General features: G+C 61.9%; 23 protein-coding genes and 1 tRNA gene. 13 read left to right on the top strand and 11 right to left on the bottom strand.

Annotation, left to right across the window (positions count from 1 at the left end; translation table 11 throughout):
- Nucleotides 1-283: 283 nt before the first annotated feature.
- The 4 genes from ACILSE_RS21950 to ACILSE_RS21935 form a co-directional block, all read right to left on the bottom strand.
- Nucleotides 284-1,105: an FAD:protein FMN transferase gene (locus ACILSE_RS21950; protein ID WP_395719589.1), complete on the bottom strand. Its 822-nt coding sequence runs from the start codon at nucleotides 1,103-1,105 to the stop codon at nucleotides 284-286.
- 41 nt (nucleotides 1,106-1,146) lie between these two features.
- Complete coding sequence (locus ACILSE_RS21945; RefSeq protein WP_395719588.1) at nucleotides 1,147-2,745, bottom strand: flippase activity-associated protein Agl23; 1,599 nt, start codon at nucleotides 2,743-2,745, stop codon at nucleotides 1,147-1,149.
- A gap of 30 nt (nucleotides 2,746-2,775) precedes the next feature.
- On the bottom strand, nucleotides 2,776-3,273 hold the full coding sequence (locus tag ACILSE_RS21940) for a hypothetical protein (protein WP_395719587.1): 498 nt from the start codon (nucleotides 3,271-3,273) through the stop codon (nucleotides 2,776-2,778).
- Nucleotides 3,274-3,349: 76 nt separating this feature from the next.
- Nucleotides 3,350-5,770 carry a spermidine synthase gene (locus ACILSE_RS21935; protein ID WP_395719586.1) on the bottom strand — a complete coding sequence of 807 codons (2,421 nt, stop codon included), beginning with the start codon at nucleotides 5,768-5,770 and terminating at the stop codon, nucleotides 3,350-3,352.
- Between the two features lie 113 nt (nucleotides 5,771-5,883).
- Between ACILSE_RS21935 and ACILSE_RS21930 the strand changes: the two genes are divergently transcribed.
- The 3 genes from ACILSE_RS21930 (at nucleotide 5,884) to ACILSE_RS21920 (ending at nucleotide 8,598) form a co-directional block, all read left to right on the top strand.
- On the top strand, nucleotides 5,884-6,714 hold the full coding sequence (locus ACILSE_RS21930) for a class I SAM-dependent methyltransferase (protein WP_395719585.1): 831 nt from the start codon (nucleotides 5,884-5,886) through the stop codon (nucleotides 6,712-6,714).
- Between the two features lie 52 nt (nucleotides 6,715-6,766).
- Nucleotides 6,767-7,636 carry an alpha/beta hydrolase gene (locus ACILSE_RS21925; protein WP_395719584.1) on the top strand — a complete coding sequence of 290 codons (870 nt, stop codon included), beginning with the start codon at nucleotides 6,767-6,769 and terminating at the stop codon, nucleotides 7,634-7,636.
- An 89-nt stretch (nucleotides 7,637-7,725) separates the two neighbouring features.
- The gene (locus ACILSE_RS21920; protein WP_395719583.1) at nucleotides 7,726-8,598 is read left to right on the top strand and encodes an SMP-30/gluconolactonase/LRE family protein; all 873 of its coding nucleotides are present in this window, start codon (nucleotides 7,726-7,728) and stop codon (nucleotides 8,596-8,598) included.
- Nucleotides 8,599-8,806: 208 nt separating this feature from the next.
- Here ACILSE_RS21920 and ACILSE_RS21915 read toward each other — a convergent pair whose 3' ends face one another.
- Nucleotides 8,807-9,148 (bottom strand): tetratricopeptide repeat protein, encoded by a 342-nt coding sequence (locus tag ACILSE_RS21915; RefSeq protein WP_395719582.1) that lies wholly within the window; start codon nucleotides 9,146-9,148, stop codon nucleotides 8,807-8,809.
- 11 nt (nucleotides 9,149-9,159) lie between these two features.
- Nucleotides 9,160-10,686: a peptidyl-prolyl cis-trans isomerase gene (locus ACILSE_RS21910; RefSeq protein WP_395719581.1), complete on the bottom strand. Its 1,527-nt coding sequence runs from the start codon at nucleotides 10,684-10,686 to the stop codon at nucleotides 9,160-9,162.
- Nucleotides 10,687-10,855: 169 nt separating this feature from the next.
- On the opposite strand from ACILSE_RS21910, the gene ACILSE_RS21905 reads away from it, so the two are divergent.
- A complete protein-coding gene (locus ACILSE_RS21905) occupies nucleotides 10,856-11,434 on the top strand; it encodes an SET domain-containing protein (RefSeq protein WP_395719580.1) in 579 nt (192 codons plus the stop codon).
- A gap of 7 nt (nucleotides 11,435-11,441) precedes the next feature.
- Here the strand turns inward: ACILSE_RS21905 and ruvC are convergent, their stop codons facing one another.
- The 4 genes from ruvC to ACILSE_RS21885 form a co-directional block, all read right to left on the bottom strand.
- Entirely contained in the window at nucleotides 11,442-11,996 is a 555-nt protein-coding gene (gene ruvC, locus ACILSE_RS21900; protein WP_395719579.1) for a crossover junction endodeoxyribonuclease RuvC, read from the bottom strand.
- Nucleotides 11,996-12,472 carry a DoxX family protein gene (locus ACILSE_RS21895; protein ID WP_395719578.1) on the bottom strand — a complete coding sequence of 159 codons (477 nt, stop codon included), beginning with the start codon at nucleotides 12,470-12,472 and terminating at the stop codon, nucleotides 11,996-11,998. Before ACILSE_RS21895 ends, ruvC begins: the two co-directional genes overlap by 1 nt.
- A gap of 10 nt (nucleotides 12,473-12,482) precedes the next feature.
- The gene (locus ACILSE_RS21890; RefSeq protein ID WP_395719577.1) at nucleotides 12,483-13,166 is read right to left on the bottom strand and encodes a hypothetical protein; all 684 of its coding nucleotides are present in this window, start codon (nucleotides 13,164-13,166) and stop codon (nucleotides 12,483-12,485) included.
- 83 nt (nucleotides 13,167-13,249) lie between these two features.
- The gene (locus ACILSE_RS21885) at nucleotides 13,250-13,462 is read right to left on the bottom strand and encodes a hypothetical protein (RefSeq protein ID WP_395719576.1); all 213 of its coding nucleotides are present in this window, start codon (nucleotides 13,460-13,462) and stop codon (nucleotides 13,250-13,252) included.
- Nucleotides 13,463-13,493: 31 nt separating this feature from the next.
- Here ACILSE_RS21885 and ACILSE_RS21880 point away from each other — a divergent pair, with 31 nt between their 5' ends.
- The 9 genes from ACILSE_RS21880 to ACILSE_RS21840 all read left to right on the top strand — a co-directional run bounded on the left by ACILSE_RS21880 (nucleotide 13,494) and on the right by ACILSE_RS21840 (nucleotide 20,379).
- On the top strand, nucleotides 13,494-13,643 hold the full coding sequence (locus tag ACILSE_RS21880) for a hypothetical protein (protein WP_395719575.1): 150 nt from the start codon (nucleotides 13,494-13,496) through the stop codon (nucleotides 13,641-13,643).
- A gap of 116 nt (nucleotides 13,644-13,759) precedes the next feature.
- Nucleotides 13,760-14,896 (top strand): alpha/beta hydrolase, encoded by a 1,137-nt coding sequence (locus tag ACILSE_RS21875; protein WP_395719574.1) that lies wholly within the window; start codon nucleotides 13,760-13,762, stop codon nucleotides 14,894-14,896.
- 46 nt (nucleotides 14,897-14,942) lie between these two features.
- Nucleotides 14,943-15,575 carry a hypothetical protein gene (locus tag ACILSE_RS21870; RefSeq protein ID WP_395719573.1) on the top strand — a complete coding sequence of 211 codons (633 nt, stop codon included), beginning with the start codon at nucleotides 14,943-14,945 and terminating at the stop codon, nucleotides 15,573-15,575.
- Nucleotides 15,572-15,997 (top strand): hypothetical protein, encoded by a 426-nt coding sequence (locus ACILSE_RS21865; protein WP_395719572.1) that lies wholly within the window; start codon nucleotides 15,572-15,574, stop codon nucleotides 15,995-15,997. The genes ACILSE_RS21870 and ACILSE_RS21865 overlap by 4 nt, the downstream gene beginning before the upstream one ends.
- Nucleotides 15,998-16,045: 48 nt before the next feature.
- The gene (locus ACILSE_RS21860; protein WP_395719571.1) at nucleotides 16,046-17,293 is read left to right on the top strand and encodes a NupC/NupG family nucleoside CNT transporter; all 1,248 of its coding nucleotides are present in this window, start codon (nucleotides 16,046-16,048) and stop codon (nucleotides 17,291-17,293) included.
- A gap of 18 nt (nucleotides 17,294-17,311) precedes the next feature.
- A complete protein-coding gene (locus tag ACILSE_RS21855) occupies nucleotides 17,312-17,980 on the top strand; it encodes an ABC transporter ATP-binding protein (protein ID WP_395719570.1) in 669 nt (222 codons plus the stop codon).
- Nucleotides 17,977-19,143, top strand: coding sequence for an FtsX-like permease family protein (locus tag ACILSE_RS21850; RefSeq protein WP_395719569.1), 1,167 nt, complete (start codon nucleotides 17,977-17,979; stop codon nucleotides 19,141-19,143). Before ACILSE_RS21855 ends, ACILSE_RS21850 begins: the two co-directional genes overlap by 4 nt.
- An 11-nt stretch (nucleotides 19,144-19,154) precedes the next feature.
- A complete protein-coding gene (locus ACILSE_RS21845) occupies nucleotides 19,155-20,228 on the top strand; it encodes a class I SAM-dependent methyltransferase (protein WP_395719568.1) in 1,074 nt (357 codons plus the stop codon).
- Between the two features lie 65 nt (nucleotides 20,229-20,293).
- Nucleotides 20,294-20,379: transfer RNA gene (locus ACILSE_RS21840), tRNA-Tyr, on the top strand.
- A 238-nt stretch (nucleotides 20,380-20,617) separates the two neighbouring features.
- On the opposite strand, the gene ACILSE_RS21835 is transcribed toward ACILSE_RS21840, so the two are convergent.
- On the bottom strand, nucleotides 20,618-20,770 hold the full coding sequence (locus tag ACILSE_RS21835) for a hypothetical protein (protein ID WP_395719567.1): 153 nt from the start codon (nucleotides 20,768-20,770) through the stop codon (nucleotides 20,618-20,620).
- Nucleotides 20,771-21,150 lie beyond the last annotated feature (380 nt).

Here is a 21,150-nt window from a genome sequence, read left to right as displayed (position 1 = left end):
CCAGCTTGGGCACCGCCAACTGATAGCTTGGATGTAATTCCATTCTTCTCGCTACACCAGTTGCTCTATCTGTACAATTTTAAAACACGCCCTAGTTGATGAGAAACTATTCTGTCGAGTACGTGATCTGCGTTATGGGCCACAGATTTGTCGAGTGCCAACGGACTTTGGACTTCATGGCTGTCGATTTTGACGCAAATGGCGGCGATGGGGGGCAGGGTTGTCGGAAATGACGCACCGGCGCGTCATGTTTAACTTTGGAATATGACCGGAGCGGCGGCCATCAATTTTCGAGTTCCAACGCTTCGACGCCATCATAGCGCGAGCACAGCGCTTTGATTTCATCCGGTTCCATCACCATGAAGGCGGTCGATAGCGCGTCGGACAGGGCGGCGGTGGGGGCGAGGGCGTAGGTGCGGCGGTTTTGGATGGGGACGGGCATGAAGAGGCGCGGGTTCATGATATGAGCGCCTTTGACGGCGAAGCCGGAGCCGCTGACGGCACGATTGGTGAGCGCGAGACGTTGGGCGCCGCCGCCGAGGGTGATGGGCCACGCGTCTTTGCCGCCGGGAGCGCCGATGGCGAGGATGGTGCTGTCGCCGGCGTTGAGGACGAAGTTGGAGATTTTCCAATCCTGCAGAAGGTCGGCGGCTTGATCGAGCGCGTAGCCTTTTCCCATCGCGCCGAGGTCGAAGATCATGTTCGAGGCGTGGACGGTGACGCGCATGCTGTCCTGATCGAGGTCAAAGCGATGGCTGCCGATGATCTGGCGCGCCTGTTCGAGCACGTCCTTGCCGACCTGGCGCGGTTCGCCCTCGGAGGTGACGAACAGGCTCATGAGCGGGCCGATGGTGATGTCGAAGGCACCGTTGGTTTCCTCATGCACGGCCTTGGCGAGCGAAAGGCAGTCCCAGGCGGCCATGCCGACGATGAGGCTCTCCCCGGCCTGAAGCTGGCCGAGGCGGTAGATGTCACTGCTGGCGCGGAAGCGGCTGAGTTCGTCCTCAAGGCGGCGGATTTCATCAAACACAGCGCTGGCGGCCTGCGCGGCATAGACTTCGTCGGCGTCATCGCGGTTGATGAAGACGTCGAAGGTGGTGGCCATCGCATGGCAGGTGTAGCGATGGTGGGCTGGAGGCTGTTCGCTCACCGTGACCCGGCCTCCTGCTTTTTGCGCAGCTCGTAGCGATCCCAGAGGGTTTTTTCCACCCACATGTTGATCGGGACGTTGGGCCGGAGCAGGCCGAAGGGGCCCTGCATGCTGTAGGCTTTGCCACCGAATTTCGCCTCAAGGGCTGGCTGCATGTCGAGTTCGGCGACGATGACGCGCGCGTCGATGGTTTCGGGGAGGGTGGTCGTGTAGCGCACGGTCTTGATGTCGCGCCAATACCAAGGGAAGGGCCATCCGGCGTCGCGGTTGATGACGAGCACTTCGAAGTTGTCGTCGGGCGCGGTTTTTTGCAGGTCGCGCAGCAGCGGGAGGATGCCGAGCAGGTTCGCCGAGGGATGCGAATAGACGTAGGGATTGTGGGAATCGGCGGCGTAGCGATGAATGGCGAGATTCGTCTGCGCGATGAGGTGATACAGGCCGAGGCCGATGACGCAACGGAAGACAAGGCGGGCTATTTTGCCCCGGAGCGCCTCGGAGATGGAGGCCGCGCCGACACCGGCGAGCAGGGTGAGCGCGTGCTGGCCGCTGAGGATGGACCACGGCGTCTTGTAGGCGAGAAAGGAGTAGATGGCGAAGAGGACGATGCTGTAAACGGAGAGGAACACGAGGAAGGCCTGCCGGGAGGCGTTCTTCATGTGATTGCCGAGGAAGGCATGCGCCATGCCGACGAGGGCGAGTCCGCCGATCATGGCCTCGCTCCAGAGAACGCCGTCCTTCCGCCAGAAGATGAGCGTGAGGTAGTAGTGCCAGGGCTTTTCATGGCCGCTGCCGCCGGAGCGCTCAAGGTAGTTCAGGTAGGTGGTGGCGCTGTCCTTGACGGCCTGCCAGTCTTTGAAGAAACCGGAGTAAAGCGTGACGCTGGCCACGATGGCGGCGATCACGACCCACAACCAGGGCTTGGAGGAGCGTCCGCGCGAGGTGCTGATGGCGAAGCCGCTCTGACGCGGCGCGAAGTCGCCCACGATGAGCTTGGCGGCGGCGAATCCGGCGATGCTGGCGGCGATGTTGATGATGAACGTTTCCTTCGTGGCGTGTTGGAAGCCAATGGCGAATCCCGCGAGCAGCAGCCACCAGGTCCCGCCTCCCTGCGACCAGCGCCACAACGCGGCGATGCTGAGCGTGATGAAAAGCACGAGCGGCACCTCCATGATGAAGTAGCGCGAGTAAAAGACCATCATGGGCGAGACAGCCATGAGAAGCATGGCGTAGCCCGCGCCGAGCCTGCCAAGCGCGTCCCGCAGCAGCAGCGTGGTGAGGATGAGCAGCAGGCCGCACACCACGGTCACGGTGCGGAGCTGAGCCTCTGTCCAGGTGGAGGAATCCCCCCAGCCGGCGAGCGTGGACCAGATTTTCGTGAGGTGGTGCAGGCCGGGGCCATGGAAATCCTTCGGATCGTATTGAAAGTGCCCCGTGCTTTGAAACTCGGCGGACTTCATGGCCAGGATGGCCTCATCCGTGTGCATGGGCCGCTCCCAGAGGGTCGGAAGGCGGTAGTAGGCCGCGATGGCGATGGAGATGATCGCAAAAAGAATGAGTCCGGTCGTGCCAAGGGAGCTTTTTGAAGAAGAAGGCATGTGGGGAAATGACGAAATCCGAAGGGGAGGTTAAAGAAGCTCGCGGCGGTGGATGAAGAGCCGCGCGCTACGATCGCGCCGAAGGAAGAACTGCTCGCGTACAGGCGGCAGCGTCTCGGTGCCGCCATGCTCGATGGTGAGCGTGACCGACTGCGGCTGGGCGTTCATTTCGATGAAACGCATCAGCGGCGTGCCGCGTGTGCGAAAGAAGCAGTGCAGCGGGACGTGCGGATGCGCGGCATTCCACAGCCACTTCGCCGGGATGAAGCGCTCCTCGTCCATGAGGGCGAAGAGGATTTCGCGGATGAGCGGTTCGCCGTGTTTGCGCGCCCATTTCCAGGCTTCGCGGCGGTTCATGAGCTCGTTGAACTTGGCGACGAGCGGATTCGCGTGCGCCTGCTCCATCTCCTGGATGAGTTCGCGGGCGTGGACAGACATCGCCTCGCGAAATTCCTCGCGCGTGATGCGCCCGGAGTCCAGCCAGCGGAAGAGCTGCTGCGGCGTGGGGACGGGATCGAGAAGGTTCATCGTGAAGCGGCGCGAAATTGGCGCGCTCCCGGCGGTTCGCAATCAGGCTGTTGACCAGAGCGTGCCGCGCACCGGCTCAATCCGCGTTCTTTTTCACATTCTGCGGGATGTCGAGGATGCGAAGGAGATTGTGATAGCGGTCGGTCCAGAGGCGGGTGTCATGTTGCAACTCGATTTCGTTGCCAAGGAGCACGGGGGGCGTGGCGGCGAGGAAGGAGGCGTTGTTGGTGACGAGGATGTAGTCCGTGGAGTCGTGGTCAGCGTTGTCGCTCTCGGTGGCGACCCGGGTGGTCTTGTAGCCGGCATCCGCCGCGATTTTTTCGATGACGGGAGCGAGGACGAGGTAGGAGTTCGTGATGTGGACGGCGATGATGCCATCCGGCTTCATATGGCGCTTGTAGATGGCGAAGGCCTCGCGGGTGAGGAGATGCACCGGCACGGAGTCGCCGCTGAAGGCGTCGAGCAGCAGCACATCGAAGTTCTGCGCAGGCTCGCGATCGAGGGCGAGCCGCGCGTCGGCGATGACGATTTCAAGCTTCGCGCCGCGAGCCTTCAAGTCGGAGAGGTAGGTGAAGTGCTTCTGCGCGATGCGCACGACATCGGGATTGATGTCGTAAAAGCGGAAAGTGTGGCCGCTTTTCGCGTAGCACGAGACGGTGCCCGCGCCCATGCCGACGACGCCGACGCGCGCGTCCGCGCGGTCCTTGAGGCTGTCCAGGGCCTTGCCGATGCCGGTGTGATGCCCGTAGTAGGTGGTGGGCTCCTCGCGCACGCCCGCGTCCATGTTTTGCAGGCCGTGGATGATCGTGCCGTTGGTCAGTTGGTGCGAGTTGTATTCCTTGTCCTCCTCCACGGCTAGCATGCCGTAGAAATTGCGCACGCGTTCGAGCTTCTCCTCATGCTTGAAGCCGTAGTCGCACATCAGGAGGACGAGCACGGTCGCTTGCAGGCCGGCCAGCAGCAGGGACAGCAACGCGACACGGAAACTGCCACGCCGAACCGCCCGGAAGACCAGAAGCGCGACGCAGGCGACGATGATGCCAACGATGATCCACAGCGCCCACGCGGGCACGACCGCGTGGAACTGCGGCAACCGCTCTTCGAGCACTTGTTTCGTGACAACCTCTACTTTCACCAGGAGCCATATGAAAAGGGCGGCCAGTCCCGCCAGCAGCGCGAGGAGCGACCATTCTCCTGCTTTTTTCCGCACGCTCCACACGGCCCGCAGCAGCACCACGCAGGCCAGCAGGAGCACGGCGATGAGGCTCACGGGCCATTCGGCGAAGGTGGTGAACACACGCGGCGCGCCGAGGCTCACAAACAAGCCGCCAAGCGCGCCACCGGCGGACATGAGGAGGTAAAACTCGGTCAGGCGTCGCGGCGCCGGCTTCAGGCGTGTGAGTTCGCCATGGCAGAGCATGCAGGCCAGGAACATCGCGCCAAAGGCCCAGCCGAGCTCCCAGATGAAATTCGGCGTGAGGTCAAAGCTGCTCAAGTCCAGGCTGGCTCCGCTGATTTTTTCCAGCAGCGGCTCCACATCGTGGTGCAGCAGGCTTTCGAGCCTGCCCCAAAAGGCTTGTTTCTGCATGCGTTCCTCCGTGCAGGTGATGAAGAGAAACAGCAGCGCCGGCAGCGCCCACAGCACAGGCACTCGCGCATACCAGCGCTCATGCTCGAAGCAGATGATGAAGGTGAGGAGGTAAAGACTCAGCGGCACCACCCAGAGGAAAGGAATCACCGCCACATCCTGGCAGACGTGATTCGTGGCGGAAAGAAGCACGCAGCTTGCCAGCGCGGGCAGCAGCACCCAGAGGATGCGCCGCAGCCAGCCGGGATGATCCGCCGCCTCGTCCACCGGCACGGGCGGCTGCGCGGCCTCCTTGATGGCATGGTGCCGGTCCATCCACACGCCTGAAAGCGAGAGGATGACAAACGCGCCAAACGCGACGGACCACAACGTCGTCTGCTCCACCACATCCCAGTGCACTTCAAAAAACAGCGGGTAGCTCAGCAGCGCCGCCAGCGAGCCGATGTTTGACAGCGCATACAAGCGCCACGGGTTCGCTCCGCCGTTGGCGCGCGTGAACCACACCTGCACCAGCGGGCTGGTGCTGGAGAGCACGAAATATGGCAGGCCCACGCTCGCCGCGAGCAGCAGCAGGATGCGGAAGGCCGGGTCCTCGCTGCCTGTCGGCTTCCATGCCTCCGAAGGCGCGATGGGCAGCAGCGCGATGGCCGCGCCGAGCAGCAGGCCGTGAAGGATGCCCTGCCATGTGCGCGGCAGCAGCGTCAGCGCGTGCGCATAGGCATAGCCGGCGAACAAAACGACCTGGAAGAACAGCATGCAGGTCGTCCACACGCCCGGACTGCCGCCGAACCACGGCAGGATGAACTTGCTGATGATCGGCTGCACCTGGAACAGCAAAAACGCGCTGAGCAGGCTCAGCGCGCCGAGGATCAGGCCGGGGACAACACGGGAGGCGGTCGTGGAGAACATGTGGGGAGTGAAAGCTCAGGCTCACACATTGGTTTCTTTTTGGGAAGCAAAAAGGATGTAAGAGGCCGGTGAAGGAGGTTGGCGCCCGGGCGGAGCACTTTCCTTGCTCCCGCGTGCTCCCGCTCCATCATGTCGCGATGCCGCAGCCCCCACGCCGCCCGTTCCGTCCCCGCCCTCCGCACCAGCAGCAGCGCGAGCACGGTACCTCGTGGGAAAAATCAGCGGACTGGTATGACCGCATCATCGGTGAGCGCGGCTCCGAGCTGTATCAGGCCGTGGTCATTCCCGGCGCCTTGAAGCTTCTCTCTCCGCAGCGGGGCGAGCGCGTGCTCGACCTTGGTTGCGGCCAGGGCGTGTTCAGTCGCGCGCTGGCGCAGAAAGGCTGCGAAGTGACCGGTGTGGATGCCGCGCCCACATTGATCCAAAAGGCGCGCTCTTATCCATCAAGGCCGCCGGTGCGCTACCTCGCGCGCGACGCGGCGCAGGTTGATGACCTCGGCCAGTTTGACGCCGCCTCGGCGATCCTGTGCGTGCAGAACATGGAGCATCTCGATGTCGTCGCCGCGGCTGCCGCGAAAGCGCTCAAACCAGGGGGGCGCATGCTGTGGGTCGTCAATCATCCTTCTTTCCGCATCCCGCGCCAGTCGAGCTGGGGCCACGACGAGCCGCGCAAGATCCAATACCGCCGCACGGACGCCTACAGCAGCACCTTGAGCATCCCGATTGTCATGCATCCGGGAAAGGCGGACAGCGAGAGTACGGTCTCCTTTCATCGCAGCCTCCAAACGCTCACAGCGTGCGGTTTCAGTGCGGGACTCCGGCTCGCAGGCATCGAGGAATGGTATTCGCACAAGGAAAGCCAGCCCGGTCCGCGTGCGCGGGCCGAAAACCGCGCGCGGAAGGAGTTTCCGCTGTTTCTAGCCTTGCTGTGGGAGAAGCGATGAGGCCGGGATGCGCTGCAAGATGCGTTCCGGCGTCCCCGTTCGGATTCGCCTCATGAAGTTTCCCCTTACCACCGCAGTCTTGTTGTTTTTGACCTCGCTTGCCCATTCCGCGCCGCAGGATGACCAATATGTGCTCGGTCCGGACTCCCAGGTACAGAAAGGGGTGCCGCAGGGAAAAGTAACGCAGATGCCCGCGTGGTCGAATTCGAAGATTTACCCGGGCACCACTCGTGATTGGTGGATTTATGTCCCGGCGCAGTACAAACCCGAACAACCGGCGAATGTGATGGTTTTTTGCGACGGCGGCGGCTTTGTGAAGACGGACGGGCAGTTCCGCGTGCCGGTGGTGTTCGACAATCTCATGGCGAAAGGCGAGATGCCGGTGACGATCGGCATTTTCATCAATCCTGGCGTGTTTCCGACCTCGAACCCGAAGGAGAAGCCGCGCAGCAACCGCAGCTTTGAATATGATTCGCTAGGCGACCTGCATGCGCGCTTCTTGATCGAGGAAATCCTGCCCGAAGTCGCCAAAAGCTACAAAATCACCGACGATCCCGAGGGACGCGGCATCTGCGGCAACAGCAGCGGCGGCATCTGCGCCTTCACCGTGGCCTGGGAGCGTCCGGATGCCTTCCGCAAGGTGATCAGCCACATCGGCAGCTTCACGAACATCCGCGGCGGCCATGTCTATCCCGCGCTGATCCGCAAAACGGACAAGAAACCGCTCAAGGTCTTCCTCCAGGACGGCAGAAATGATCTCGACAACCAGTTCGGCAACTGGCCGCTCGCCAACCAGGACATGGCCGCCGCGTTGAAGTTCGCGGGCTACGATTACCAGTTCGTCCTCGGCGAAGGCACGCACAACGGCAAGCACGGTGGTGCGCTGCTGCCGGACACGCTGCGCTGGCTGTGGAAGAAGTGAAATCCCAACCGTTCTTGGTTCCTGGTTCTTCGTTAGGAACTGCTTGGAAGCCAGGAACAGGAACCAAGAACAAAGAACTGATCAGAATCATGAAGCGCTTTCTTTTTACCCTTTGCCTCCTTTCCTTGCCGTTGCTGGCGCAGGATACTTCGTTGCATGACTACCTCATCGAGGGCGAGCCATGGAAGGAAGCCGCCGGCGGTTATGCCTTCACCGACGGGCTCTGCTGCGACAAGGACGGGAACTTGTTCTTCACCGATGTGAAGGCAGGAAAGGGGATCTACAAGATCGACGCGACCACGGGCAAGGCGGACTTGTTTCTCGACAACCTGCCGGGCATCAGCGGCCTGCAAATCGGCCCAGATGGAAGGTTTTACGCCTGCCACAACAAGGAGCAGCGCATCATCGCCATCACCATGCAGGGCGAGGTCGAGGTGCTGCTCACCGGCGTGAAGTGCAACGATCTTGTCGTCACCAAGAAGGGAAACCTCTACTTTACCGAGACGCCGACGCTCAGCGTGCATCTCATCACGAAGGACAAAAAGCACGTCGTGGCCGACACGGGCCATGTGCAGAAGCCGAACGGCATCACGATCTCGCCCGATGAGCGCACGCTGGCCGTCTCCGAGCATGGCGGGAAGCATGTCTGGGCCTGGCGCATCGAAGATGACGGCACTCTGACCGGTGGTGCGCCCTACATGACGATGTGGCTGCCCGTGGGGAAGGATACCGCGTCCGGCGACGGAGCGACGACGGAGTCAAATGGCCGCTATTTCGTGACGACGGAACTGGGGGTGCAGATTTTCGATCCTGCGGGCCGTCTGGCCGGAATCATCGCCAAGCCGTCACCGGAAGCAAAGGTCGTCAGTGTCGAGTTCGCCGGGAAAGACCGCGACATTCTCTACATCGCCGCCGGAGACAAAATTTTCGGGCGCAAAGTGAAGGTGAAGGGTTATTTCTGAGCTCATCCTCATGCGAGCCGCCCCACTTTTTCGTCTCTGTGCCCTGGCATGGTGCGGTACGCTTTTGCCTGCCTGCACCGAGACCATGAGGCTGAAATTCGACTCGGCCTGGGAGACGCTGGACCCGATGGGCCATCGCAGCGAGCATCAGGCGCGCAATTACCCCCGCGGGAAGAGCACCGGCATCAAGCTGCCGGGTGATTGAAGGTCACTTCACGACCTTCCCGCCGAGCGAGAGAATGCGCGCCTTGCCCTTGGCGTCCTCCGCCTCGGCGATCTGCTTGTTGGCGACGTACATTTGCGAGAGGGCCGTCCAAGCGAGCAGATCGTTCGGCTGGAGCGTGGTGGCCATCAAACCGGCGCCGATGGCCTCCTTGATCTCGCCGCTGCGCAGCAGTGCCATGCCGAGGGCGTGCCAGCCGTCGAAAAAGTCCGGCTGTAACTCGACACAGCGCCGGTAGAGGGTGATGGCCTCGGTCAATTCGCCGAGAGCGACGTGGCCGCTGGCCTCATCGAACAGCTCCTCGACCGTGGCGGCGGGTTCGCTCATGCCGGGCGGATTTAGGAGGAGGCGGCGAGCTTGTTCACGACCTTTGCCTCGTCGTGTTTCTTCTTGAACCAGGCCTGGAAGAGGCTCATGCGCTCCTGCTGGGAGAGGGACTCCGCCTGGCTTTGGCGGCGGTCGGCTCCATCGGGGCGTTTGCGCAGTTCCTTCGCGCTGACGTAGATGAGAAGCGTGCCTTTGTCGTAATCGACGGCCTTGGAGACGCTGCCTGGAGCGGTCTGGCCGGCCTCGCGGGCGATGAGGAAGGCGTTTGGCACTTCCTGCGGAGGTGCGCCGACATCGATGTCCGGCAGGGCTTCCAGCGTGAGCTTCTTGTCCTTCACGAGGTCCTCGATCTTCTTGCCGGCCTTCAAGCCTTCGTTCAGGGCGGTGCGGGCCTCGTTCACGGCCTTCGAGCGCGCCTCGTCTGCCTTCTGGCCGATGAGCACTTCTTTGATCTTGTCTTTCACTTCGGCGAGTTCCTGCTGCTTGGGCTCCTCGACCTTGGTCACTTCGAAGACATACCAGCCGTTCGTGCCCTCAACGGCCTCCGCCGGTGTTTTGCTGTCCTTGGCGCGGGCGAAGATCATTTCGACGAGGCTGCCTTCGGCTTTGAGCGCTTCCGGCGGCTCGGCCTGGGAGAAGGCGGCGAGAGTTTCGACTTTGGCTCCTGTCTGCTTCGCGGCTTCCTGGAAGCTCTTCTTCTGCTTCATGGTCAGGTCGTTGAAGGTGTTCACGCGCTGCACCTGCTCGTTCTGCGCTTTCTGGCGTTCTTCGAGGGGCTTTTTGTCGAGATCCTTTGGATTTTCGAAGACCACGTAGCTCACGGCGCGCTTCTCGACGGTCTTGTAGTTCTCCTTGTTCTCCTCGTAGTACTTTTTGATCTCGTCGTCGGTGACGGTGGCGGTTTTTTTGAAGGTCTCGGTCTCGAAGACGATCTTCGAGCCCTTGAAGGTGTGGTTGGAACTGGCGTATTGCTTTTCGGCGGCGAGCGGGGACGCGGTGTAGCTCTCGGTCACGATTTCCTGCAGTTTTTGCAGGCCGATGGTGTCCTTCATGATGCCGAGCAGGTCTTTTGACTCGAAGCCCTGGGAGTTGGCGAGCTCCTCCAGGCGTTGGGCCCGGGTGATCTCAAACTTGCCGTTCTCCTGGAGGGAGGGGAGTTTTTCGAGAGCGGCGCGAGCCTCGTCGTCACTGGCGCGGATGCCCAACTCGTCCATGAGGTGGCGTGCGATGAAGAGGTTGACGAGACGGTCCAGTCCGCCGCCGCCAAAGCCGCCGTCAGACGAGAGCATCATGAGCATGGAGGGCAGCTCATAGGCCTGCATGTAAAACTGCGCGATCTGGAGGGAGGTGTTCGCGCGCTGCACGTCGGCGATGGTGTATTCCTTCCCAAACACGGTGAGCGCATGGTCGGTGGGCAGCGCTTTCTTCTCGTAGCCTGCGTCAGTCCGCCAGCCGCCCCAGACGGAGAAAGAGATGATGATGATGATCGTCAGCGTGATGAGGAAGGCGCCACGATGGCGGCGGAAAAATTCGAGCATGGTCGTGCGGGCGGTTGAAGGGCGCGCAATAAGGCGCTCCATGCTCCGGCGGCAACCGGAAAAAGCCGCCTCAAACGGTGTTTCACCTCCTGCGGCACTCAGCTTGACATTTCATGCGCCCGGCACACTTCATGCGCTCCTTTTCTCCCGCAGTCCGCTCAAATCCCCCATGCCCAAGGCTCCCACGAAACGCTACTGGACCGTTCGCTCCTCCTCCATCCACAACCGCGGCATCTTCGCCCGCTGTGACATTCCCAACGATTCGCCGATCATCGAATATGTCGGCGAGAAGATCACCAAGGCCGAGTCAAGGCGCCGCGGGGACGCCCTGATCGACAAATCCAAGAAGACCGGCTGCGCCGCGGTCTATGTCTTCACCCTGAACCAGCGTTACGACATCGACGGTGCGAAAGGGCGCAATCCGGCGCGCTACATCAATCACTCCTGCGATCCGAACTGCGAGGCCTACATCATCCGCGGGCGCATCTGGATTTATTCCCTGCGTGAGATCAAGGCAGGCGAGGAGCTGACCTACAACTACGGATTCGACGTGGACACCTGGGACGAGCATCCGTGCCGCTGCGGCTCGAAGCGTTGCGTCGGCTTCATTGTGGAGGAGAAACAGTGGCCGAAGCTGCTGAAGAAGCTGCAAAAGGTCGAACAAGACGCCAAGAAAGGCAAACTCAAGCTGAACGGTCACGCGAACGGTGCCACGAAGCCCGTGGTGAGTGCCAGGAAGTGCGCTTGAAGTGAATTCACACCCGCCGCTTCTCGCGCTCGGTGGCGCGGGCGGCGGCGCTGCTTTGAAAGTGCGTGATGGCGGCGGCCAGCGCGTCGGCGGCATCGGCCGGTGGTGTCTCGCGTAGGTGCAGTTGCGCGCGAATCATGAAGGCCACCTGGTCTTTCTGCGCGGCACCGCGGCCCACGGCGGCCTGCTTGATCTCACGCGGCGCGTATTCGTAGATCGGCAGGCCGTGCTCCGCGGCGGAGATCAAACACGCGCCACGCGCCGTGCCGAGCACGATCGCGGTCTTGAAGCTCTGCACAAAGATCGTGGACTCGATGGCGCACACCGTCGGCGCATGCTGCTTGATCACATCGTTCAAGCCTTCGCGGATGGCCACGAGGCAGCCGGAGGGCAGCAGCGCGGGCTTGTTGTGGATCACGCCCCAGGCCACGGCCTTCAAGGTGCCTCCGCTGTTCTCCACCACTGCCCAGCCGGTTTTCCGGAGCGCCGGGTCGATGGCGAGCACGCGCTCGACCCCGGCGGGGCCGTTGTCCTCCTGCTCACGGCGGATGATTCGGGCCATCAGCGGCGTGGGTTCGAGCCGCCTCCGCCGAGACGGAAGAGTTGATCGACCGAGATGGCGCCCGATCCAAACAGCAGCAGGGTGACGGTGATGAAAAGATACAGCCACGCGGACTCCACCATCGGCGATCCCGCCTTTTGCAGCAGCACCAGCGCGGTGATGACGACCGGCAGGAAAAACACCGCGAACAAGCGTGTGAGGAAGCCGCTGATCCAACTGAACGCGACCCCCAGGACGATCACGGCGGTGAGCGGTGCCAGCAGGTGCGCGTATGGCAGGCCGGCCTCATGAAATGCGGGCACCCAGGCCCACGGCTGCTCCTTCCAGAAGAAACGATACGCCTCCAGCGCTCCGCTGAAGGCATGCCGGGTCATCAGCAGCACCCCGGTGCCGATGCGCAGCACGGCCACGGTCTTGAACAACGAGCTAAGCGGGTTTTCCGCCGCCGCGGGATTGCCTCCGATGTGTTCGATCATGGCGTGAGGGTCAAATGTCCGGGGAAAGGGTGATGATGTCTCCCGCCTGCGGGCTCCACAGGTGGTCCGCTGATTCGAGGGAGGCAAAGAAGCGACGCTGGCCGGCGCGGGAGATGTAGATGCCGCGGTTGGTGGAGCCGGGCTTGCGGCCGCCGGCACTTTCCACCGCCTGCCGCACGGTCAGTTCCTGAAATGCGGGGATGAACACGGGATCACGCACATCGCCGTCGATGGCGATGACCGGTGTGTTTTCCACCGAGACGATCTGCACGGTGATGGGCCGCGTGTTGCGTCCCGCCACGCGGAACACGGAGGCGATGGAGTTGGCCGCCTGCGGCAGCTTCTGGCCGCCGACACGGGCCGTGCCCGTTTGGCCGAGCGGCAGCAGCCCCTCTGAGTTCACCATGACGATGCCGCGGTAGATCCGTTCCGGGTCGCGGGCTCCTTCGTAAACCTCAAGCCGCAGCGTGTGGCCGAAGCCGAGGGATTGTTGCGTGGAGAAGGGCACCTCGGGGTCCTCGGAGCCTTCCGTGTCCCGCTCCGGCAGCCCCGGAATGATCTTTGCGATGGTGTTCATGCTCGGCAGGCCCAGCTTGGGCAGCTTCGGCACCGGAATCTTCTGGATCAGACCGCAGCCAGCCAGCAGCAGCGGCGCGGAGGCGGTCAACAACAGGACGAAATGAGGACGCGGCATGGTCAGACAGGAAAAAGAGGTTGCCCATCATGGCGGCACGGGATGCGATGGCAAGGAGGTTTCGCCGCATCGGCGGAACGCGTTCATTTCCTTACGAGCTCGATGCCTTTGAGCCGGAAAAGCTGCTCGCGCTCCGGGACTTCGACGGCGCTGAGGCGCAGGCGGTGGATGCCGGGCTGCTTGATCTCGACGGTGCTGATGATGCAGGAATTGTGCTCTTGCGCGTTACCGTCGCGCACGCGGGGGCGCTCTTTCCACCCCCCGGTAGCTACAGTCACACGGGCTAGACGGGGCATGCTGTGGATCGATTCGTTCTCGCGGAGCCTTGTGATCTTTCTGTGCAACCACCAAGGCACCGACGACAAGGACACACGTCCGGAAGTTGATCGTCTGCATCATCGCTTCTCGATGCCCTCTGCCGAGGTGGTGAGGGCTTTTGATTTCAAGACGGTGCCAGCTCAGCCGAAGAAGCATTGAGTGGGAGTCCACAGCTTTTCTCTCGTGCTTTCCTGTCCGTTGAACGGTGGAAGGACCTCGCGACGTTGAATCAGCCGCGTTCCGCGTTCTTGAATCGAAACCATCGCTCCCCGCCCATGATCATTCCTCGAATCCTCGTTCTTCTCGCCGCCCTGGCTCTCCCCGCAGTCGCCCAGAAGGCGAAGGAGAAGAAGCCAGACCGGCCACAGCCGCCGACGCGGTCTTTCGATGCTCCGGGCGCGCCGGCGTTCATCCGGCTGGATGGCAAGCCTGGCGTGAATCCCCCGGTGGACAAGGAGGGGGATTATGTCGTGGGGCCGGAGTATGTCACGGCTCCGGAGGCGAAGGGTGCCGAAGGCGTGCCGCAGGGCAGGGTGATGCAGTTCACGATGGAGTCGAAGGACTGCAAGCTCTTCAATCCCGGCATCGCGCGCGATGTTTTCGGCACGGTCGATCCGAACAACCCGAAGACGCTCATCGTGGAGACGCATCCCATTGACTACACGCGCCACATCACGGTCTATGTGCCCGCGCAATACGTCGCGGGCAGCGAGGCACCGTTCATCGTCGGGCATGACGGTCCGCGTGGAAAGCCGGACATGACGTTGCCGCGCATTCTGGACAACCTGATCGCGCAGAAGCGTGTGCCGGTGCAGGTCGCCATCCTGATCTCCAGCGGCGGCGGCGATGCGCAGGGGCACGAGCGCGGGCGCGAGTATGACACGATGTCCGGCCTGTACGCGACCTTCATCGAGAACGAGGTGCTGCCGCTCGTGGAGAAAAACGCGGGCGTGAAGCTCACCAAGGATCCCGAAGGCCGCGCCACGATGGGCAGCAGCTCCGGCGGCTCCTGCGCGCTGGCGATGGCGTGGTATCGCAATGATCTGTATCACCGCGTGCTGACCACCTCCGGGACCTTTGTGAACCAGCAGTGGCCCTTCAATCCCGAGACGCCCGGCGGTGCCTGGGATTTTCATGACAAACTGATCCCGCAGAGCCCGGTGAAGCCGATCCGTATTTGGATGGCCGTCGGCGACCGCGATCTGCTGAATCCAAACGTGATGCGCGACGGCATGCACGACTGGGTGGAGGCAAACCATCGCATGGCGAAGGTGCTGAAGGCCAAGGGCTACCACTATCAATACGTCTATTGCCTCAACGCCGGCCACGGCATCGGCAACGCGAGGGCCCAGCTGCTGCCGCAGGCGCTGGAATGGCTGTGGCAGGGGTATTCCGTTGCGAAAGCGAAGTGACTTCCGCGAAACCTGCCCGATTCATTCACATCATCCCCCGACCACCATGCTTTTATTCCGCTTTCCCGCCCTGGCTTTCGCCGTCGTCTTGATTGCTTTACAAGCTCCTGCTGCTGACGATTTGAAAAAGATCGCCGCCGATCTCGATGGTTATCGTTTTGAGTTCCCATGCCGTGATCCCATGCCGGAGAATCCGAAACCCGGCGCGGACGGCATCTCGGCGCGGATGACGGATGATCCGAAGACCAATGACAAGTTCACCGACACCAAGAAGTTCGGTGGCGAGGCAGGGAAGCGCTACAAGGTGACCCTGCGTGTGCGCGGCGTGGTGGAGCCGATGATGTACAAGGACGGCCGGCAGGTGGGCGAGCGCTTCTACATCGGCGGTGTGCCGAACAACAAGACCTACAACATCTACCAGCTCATGGTTTCCTCCCCGGCGCAGCACTTTTTCTTCAACCGCGACGACAAGGTGGGCCACCGCATCTTCATCATCGACTACACCGCCACCATCGAGATTGATGGCGGCGCCACGATCACCCTGCACGGCGACGGCCAGAACGGCCACATGATCACCAACTTCTCGAAGTTAGTCGTTCCCGAGATCGCGCCAGCGCCGAAGCCCTTCAACGGCCAGTTCATCCAGCTTAATGTGATCGACGTGGAGGAGCTGAAATGAGGACTTGCATTGTTTACTGTGGCCTCGTGGCCGTGGTGCTGACTCTGTCGGGCTGCGGTGCGCAGTGGGGGCTGACTGAGCCTGGCTACGGCTATCCGGGAGCTCTGGCGGCTCATGCGCCGCGATTGGGAGTCACCCACAACTACACTTATTTTCCCCGCTACGAGGCCTACTACCATCATCCCACGCGGCAGTTTCATTATCCCGACGGCGAGACGTGGAAGATACAGCCGAAGCTGCCAAATGCGGAGGCGCGGGACGTGTTCTCAACGCCTGGCGTGTCTTTCTGTTTTGACCAGGCGCCGTCGGATTATCACTGGATGGTGAAGCGGGCTTATCCGCCGTCGTGGAGTCCTGGGACGGGTCGCAACAAAGATATGCAGGCGTGGGGGCGCAGCGGATGGGACATCGAGCGCCGCTGATACTCATTCCCGATTGCCAGCGCGGCATGAACCGCTAGCCTCGCGCCCATGGAACGTCTCATCTGCCTCCTGGGTCTCGCTGTCTTCGTGGCGCTGGCCTGGACGCTTTCGGAAAAGCGCCGTTTGTTTCCGTGGCGCATCGTTTTGACCGGGCTGGGACTGCAATTCATCCTCGGCACCCTCATTCTGCGCACGGACGGCGGGCGTGGCTTCTTTGTCTTCCTCGACAAGGCCTTTCGCAAGCTGCTCGGCTTTGCGGACGAGGGCATCGGCTTCGTCTTCGGCCCGCTGGGCAGCGGCACGACCCTGCGAGCGGCGTTTGGTGAGAACAACGGGGCCGTCGTCGCGCTCATCATCACCGGCAGCATCATCCTTGTGTCCGCGCTTTCCTCGCTGCTCTACCACTACGGCGTGCTTCAGATCATCGTCAAAGGCGCGGCCTGGGTGATGCGCCGCGTCATGCGCACCAGCGGCAGTGAAACCCTGGCCGCAGCCGCGAACATCTTCATGGGACAAACGGAAGCCCCGCTCGTAATCAAGCCCTACCTCGCCCGCATGACGCGCAGCGAGCTCATGTGCCTCATGGTCGGCGGGATGGCGACGATCGCCGGTGGCGTGCTCGCGGCCTACGTCTCCTTCGGCGTTTCCGCCGGTCACCTTTTGACCGCCTCCGTGATGAGCGCGCCGGCCGCCATGATGATGGCCAAAATCATCCTCCCCGAAACCGAGGAAAGTGAAACGGCCCATGGCGCTCACAAGCCAGTCGAGCGCGAGACCGTCAACGGCATTGACGCTCTCTGCCACGGTGCGAGCGATGGCATGAAGCTCGCCATCAACGTCATGGCCATGCTCATCGCCTTCGTCGCCGTCGTCGCGCTGGCGAACTACCTCCTCTCCCTCGGCCTGCGAGTGTGCGGTCAAAACGTGCCGCAGCCCTTGCAGCTCGCGCTCGGCTGGCTCAACGCCCCCTGCGCCTGGCTCATGGGCGTGCCGTGGCAGGATTGCGAGAAGGTCGGTGCGCTGCTCGGCGAGCGCGTTGTGCTGAATGAATTCCTCGCCTACCTGCACCTCGGATCAGACATCAAGACAGGCTCGATCGCACCACGCAGTGCGGAAATCACCACGTATGCGCTGTGCGGCTTCGCGAACTTTGCCAGCATCGCCATCCAGATTGGCGGCATCGGCGCGCTGGTGCCCCAGCGGCGAGGCGAGCTGGCCAAGCTCGGCCTGAAGGCCATGATCGGCGGACTTCTGGCCTGCTACTGCACGGCTTGTGTTGCCGGGATGCTGCTGTGATGCAAAGAATGCAATCGCATGCCCGACCTCAACGGCCTTCACGTCTCCGACCTGCGTTTCGCCTATCCTGGTGACGCTTTTCGTTTGCACGTGCCGCTGCTGGAACTGGCGGAGGGAAAAGCTCTAGCACTCGCCGGGCCTAGCGGGGCAGGGAAGTCCACCTTGGTGCGCTTGCTCACCGGTCTGCTCCCGCCAACGGCTGGACAAGTCCGCCTCGGTTCGGCGCAAATCGACACGCTGAATCACGAACAACGCCGCGCCTTCCGCCTCCAGAATATCGGCCTCGTCTTTCAGGACTTCGCGCTGCTCGATTACCTCACCGTTGCCGAGAACATCCTGCTGCCGCATCAATTCCGTGGTGATGCGGGCACTCCCGCCTGCACGAAGGCTCACGATCTCGCCACACGCCTCCAAATCGCCCAATACCTCGGCAAACGCGTCGCACAGCTCTCCCAAGGCGAGCGCCAGCGCGTGGCCGTGGCCCGCGCGCTGGTGCATGAGCCGCGGTTCATCTTTGCCGACGAACCGACCGCGTCGCTGGACCCATCCCGTGGCCGCATCGTCGTCGATCTCATGATCGAGGACGCCCGCGCCCGCGGCGCGTGCCTCGTTATGGTCACGCACGATCCCAATCTGCTGCCGTTGTTCGACCAAACCGTGCGCATGGAGGACTTCGCCGCCGCATGAGCGCCGCCTTTCATCTCGCGGCTCGTTATGTCCTGCGGCATCGCTTTCAAAGCTCGCTGCTCGCGGGCGCGCTCGGCCTTGTCTTCGCCCTGCCGCTTTGTCTGCGCGTCCTAATCGAGCACGCGCAGCGCGAATTGCGCGCCCGTGCCGCCGCCACTCCGCAGATCGTCGGCACACGTGGCAGCGCGCTCGACCTCATGATGACCGCGCTGTATTTCAAGCGCGAGAACCTGACCCCGCTTCCATTCGGCGTGCTGGCCGAGCTTCGGCGCAATGCGGACGCCGCAGCCATTCCGCTGCACGTTCGGTTTGCTGCCCAGGACGCGCCGATCGTAGCCACGGAGCTCGATTACTTCCCGTTTCGCGGTTTGCGCCTCGCCTCCGGCAAGCAAATTGCCCGCCTCGGCGATTGTGTTGTCGGCGCGAGCCTTGCCCGGAAGCGCGGGCTTCAGCCCGGGGGGCATGTTTTCTCGACGCCGGAACTCGCATTCGACATGGCGGGTGTTTACCCGCTGAAGATGCGCATCACCGGTGTTCTGGCCGCGAACGGCACACCCGATGATGACGCGATCTTTGTCGATTTGAAGACCGCCTGGCTCATCGAGGGCCGCTCCCACGGCCATGACGATCTGAAGAAGGACGAGTCGGTCGTGTTGAAACAGGAGGAGCACAACATCGTGGGCAATGCTGCCGTGCGGATGTTTAACGAGGTCACTGACGCCAACATCTCCTCCTTCCATTTTCATGGCGACATCTCCGCCTATCCGATCAGCGCCGTGATCGTGCTTCCGAAGGACGCGAAAGCCGAGGCGCTGCTTGCCGGACAGTTCGCCCGTTCCAAAGACCAGCAGCTCATTCGTCCGCGCGATGAGATCGAGGCGCTGCTCGCCCAGCTCGTGCGCCTTGAGGGGTTCGCCGCCAGCGCCCTGCTCCTGACCGCCACCGCAGCGCTGCTCGTCACCGCGCTCGTTTTTGCGCTCTCCTTCCGCCTGCGGCTGCGTGAATTCAAAACGCTGGAAGATGTCGGCGTGTCCCGCGCATCTTTGATCACTGTCAAAGTGCTCGAAATCACCTTCATCGGTCTCGCCGCCGTGCTGATCGGCCTGTTATTGCTGTCCTTGGCCTCCTTTGCCGCGCCGCACCTGCTGCGCATGGCGCTTTGATTCATTCCCGCATGTCCCACGCTCAAGACTCTCTCGACGCACTCATCTACGCCCTTGATGTCAATCCTGAAATCGGCGCGGAAGGCCGCGTGCTGTTCCTGCGCGCCCGGGAGCATCCCGCGCTGGATCATTTCACCGGACGTCTCACCTGCCAGCAGAGCTGGAAACCTCATGCTGACGAACTCGAGGCGGCCGGGCGTCGTGTCGAGCGCGAGGTGAACGGGAAATACGACCTCGTCATGCTGCTGCCTGATCCGCAGCGTGACCTCATGGTGGCTGATCTGGCCCGTGGCCACGATCATCTCGCCCCTGGCGGCATTCTGCTGGTCTCCCAGCACAACGACGCGGGCGGCAAACGCTGCCAGCAGCATCTCGTGGAAGCTGCTGGCGAGGTGCAGGCCATGTCCAAGCATCACAGCCGTGTGTTCTGGGCCATCAAAGACGAGACCAAGCCTTGGAAGGCCGAACTGCTCGAACAGTGGCGGCAGGGCGCGGCGATGCGGCGCGTGCTTGATGGTAAATTCTGGTCGCGGCCGGGTTTGTTCAGTTGGAACCGCATTGACGAAGGCTCCGCATTGCTCGTGAAGCACCTGCCGGCGACCTTGAAGGGCAATGTGGCTGACCTCGGCTGCGGCTGGGGCTATTTGAGCGATCATTTGCTGCGCAACTGCCACGACATCGACACGCTCGACATTTACGACGCGGATTCCGACTGCTTCGAGTGCATCCGACGCAATCTCGGCGTCATCCCGACTCGCATCAAAGCCAAGCCCCATTGGCAGGATGTGACCGCAGGCATCGGCAGCACTCGTTTTGACGTCATCGTGATGAACCCGCCCTTCCACGAAGGCAAGCACGCAGATGCGCTCATCGGCTTGAAGTTCATTGCCACCGCCGCACAGGCCTTGCGCACGAACGGGGAACTGTGGCTCGTCGCCAACCGCCAGTTGCCGTATGAGAACCTCTTGAACGAGACGTTCGCCCACGTCGAAAAGATCGACGAAAACGGCGCCTTCAAGGTCATCCACGCCACCCGCCCGAAGGTGAAACACACCTTCGAGCATCGTCACAAAAAGCGACGCTAAAATGAAGGCACAAACCGTTTGCAAAGCGGGGGCGGGCCGCCATAATCGCGCCCTCATCGAAAGATGGGTAGGTACCCAAGCGGCCAACGGGGGCAGACTGTAAATCTGCTGACTTACGTCTACGCTGGTTCGAATCCAGCCCTGCCCACCACTTTCATAATGAGTAAGTTGTGAGAGAAAAGCCCTCCGGAAACGGCGGGCTTCTTTTTTGGATGTGCTCAGAATGTGCTCACTGTGTCTGCCCGCTTCTTTGTTCGGGCTATATATCTCCAGCCTGTGCTCTCAATAACTTGTGGCTCGTGCAATTCCCCCGCCATCCGCGTTATACAAACTTGAGAGGCGGGCTTTATGCCCGTCAATTATTCACCCACCATGCCACGGCGAACGCATTATTCGCCCTGCATCGACCGGGTCATCGTCTGCGCGTTGTACCATGAGGGCCAGCCGCTTCGCCTTCCCATGACACCGATGCCCACGCCCTCATCATCCGTGCGACCGATGTGAATGTGTGCTCCAACCGGTTGATCCCGGAAGTGCTTCATGAATGGCGAGAGCCGCGTCATGAGGTATTTGAGGGGTGTAACGTCTGGAGCCTTTTCAACGCGTTCACGGAGTCCCTGAAGGACGGAAACCTGGCCGAATTGCCCAAACGCACCGAAGCTCTCCACTGCCTTCTGGACACTCACGTCGGCTTGTCCGCGTGAAAAGCGAAGCTCCTCTTCTTGGAAGGGGGGCTTTTCTTTAGCTGGTGGTCATGATTAGCGATGCCGCACTTCAAGATGCCTGTGGCATTCACTAGGGCGTGTTTTAAAATTGTACAGATAGAGCAACTGGTGTAGCGAGAAGAATGGAATTACATCCAAGCTATCAGTTGGCGGTGCCCAAGCTGGCCCGTGTTATAAGAGCCATAGATTCCTAAATA

The organism is Prosthecobacter sp. (assembly GCF_044236155.1).
Classification (GTDB): Bacteria; Verrucomicrobiota; Verrucomicrobiia; order Verrucomicrobiales; family Verrucomicrobiaceae; genus Prosthecobacter.
The sequence above is the reverse complement of the archived record's forward strand: the minus strand, read 5'-3'. Positions and strand labels throughout refer to the sequence as shown.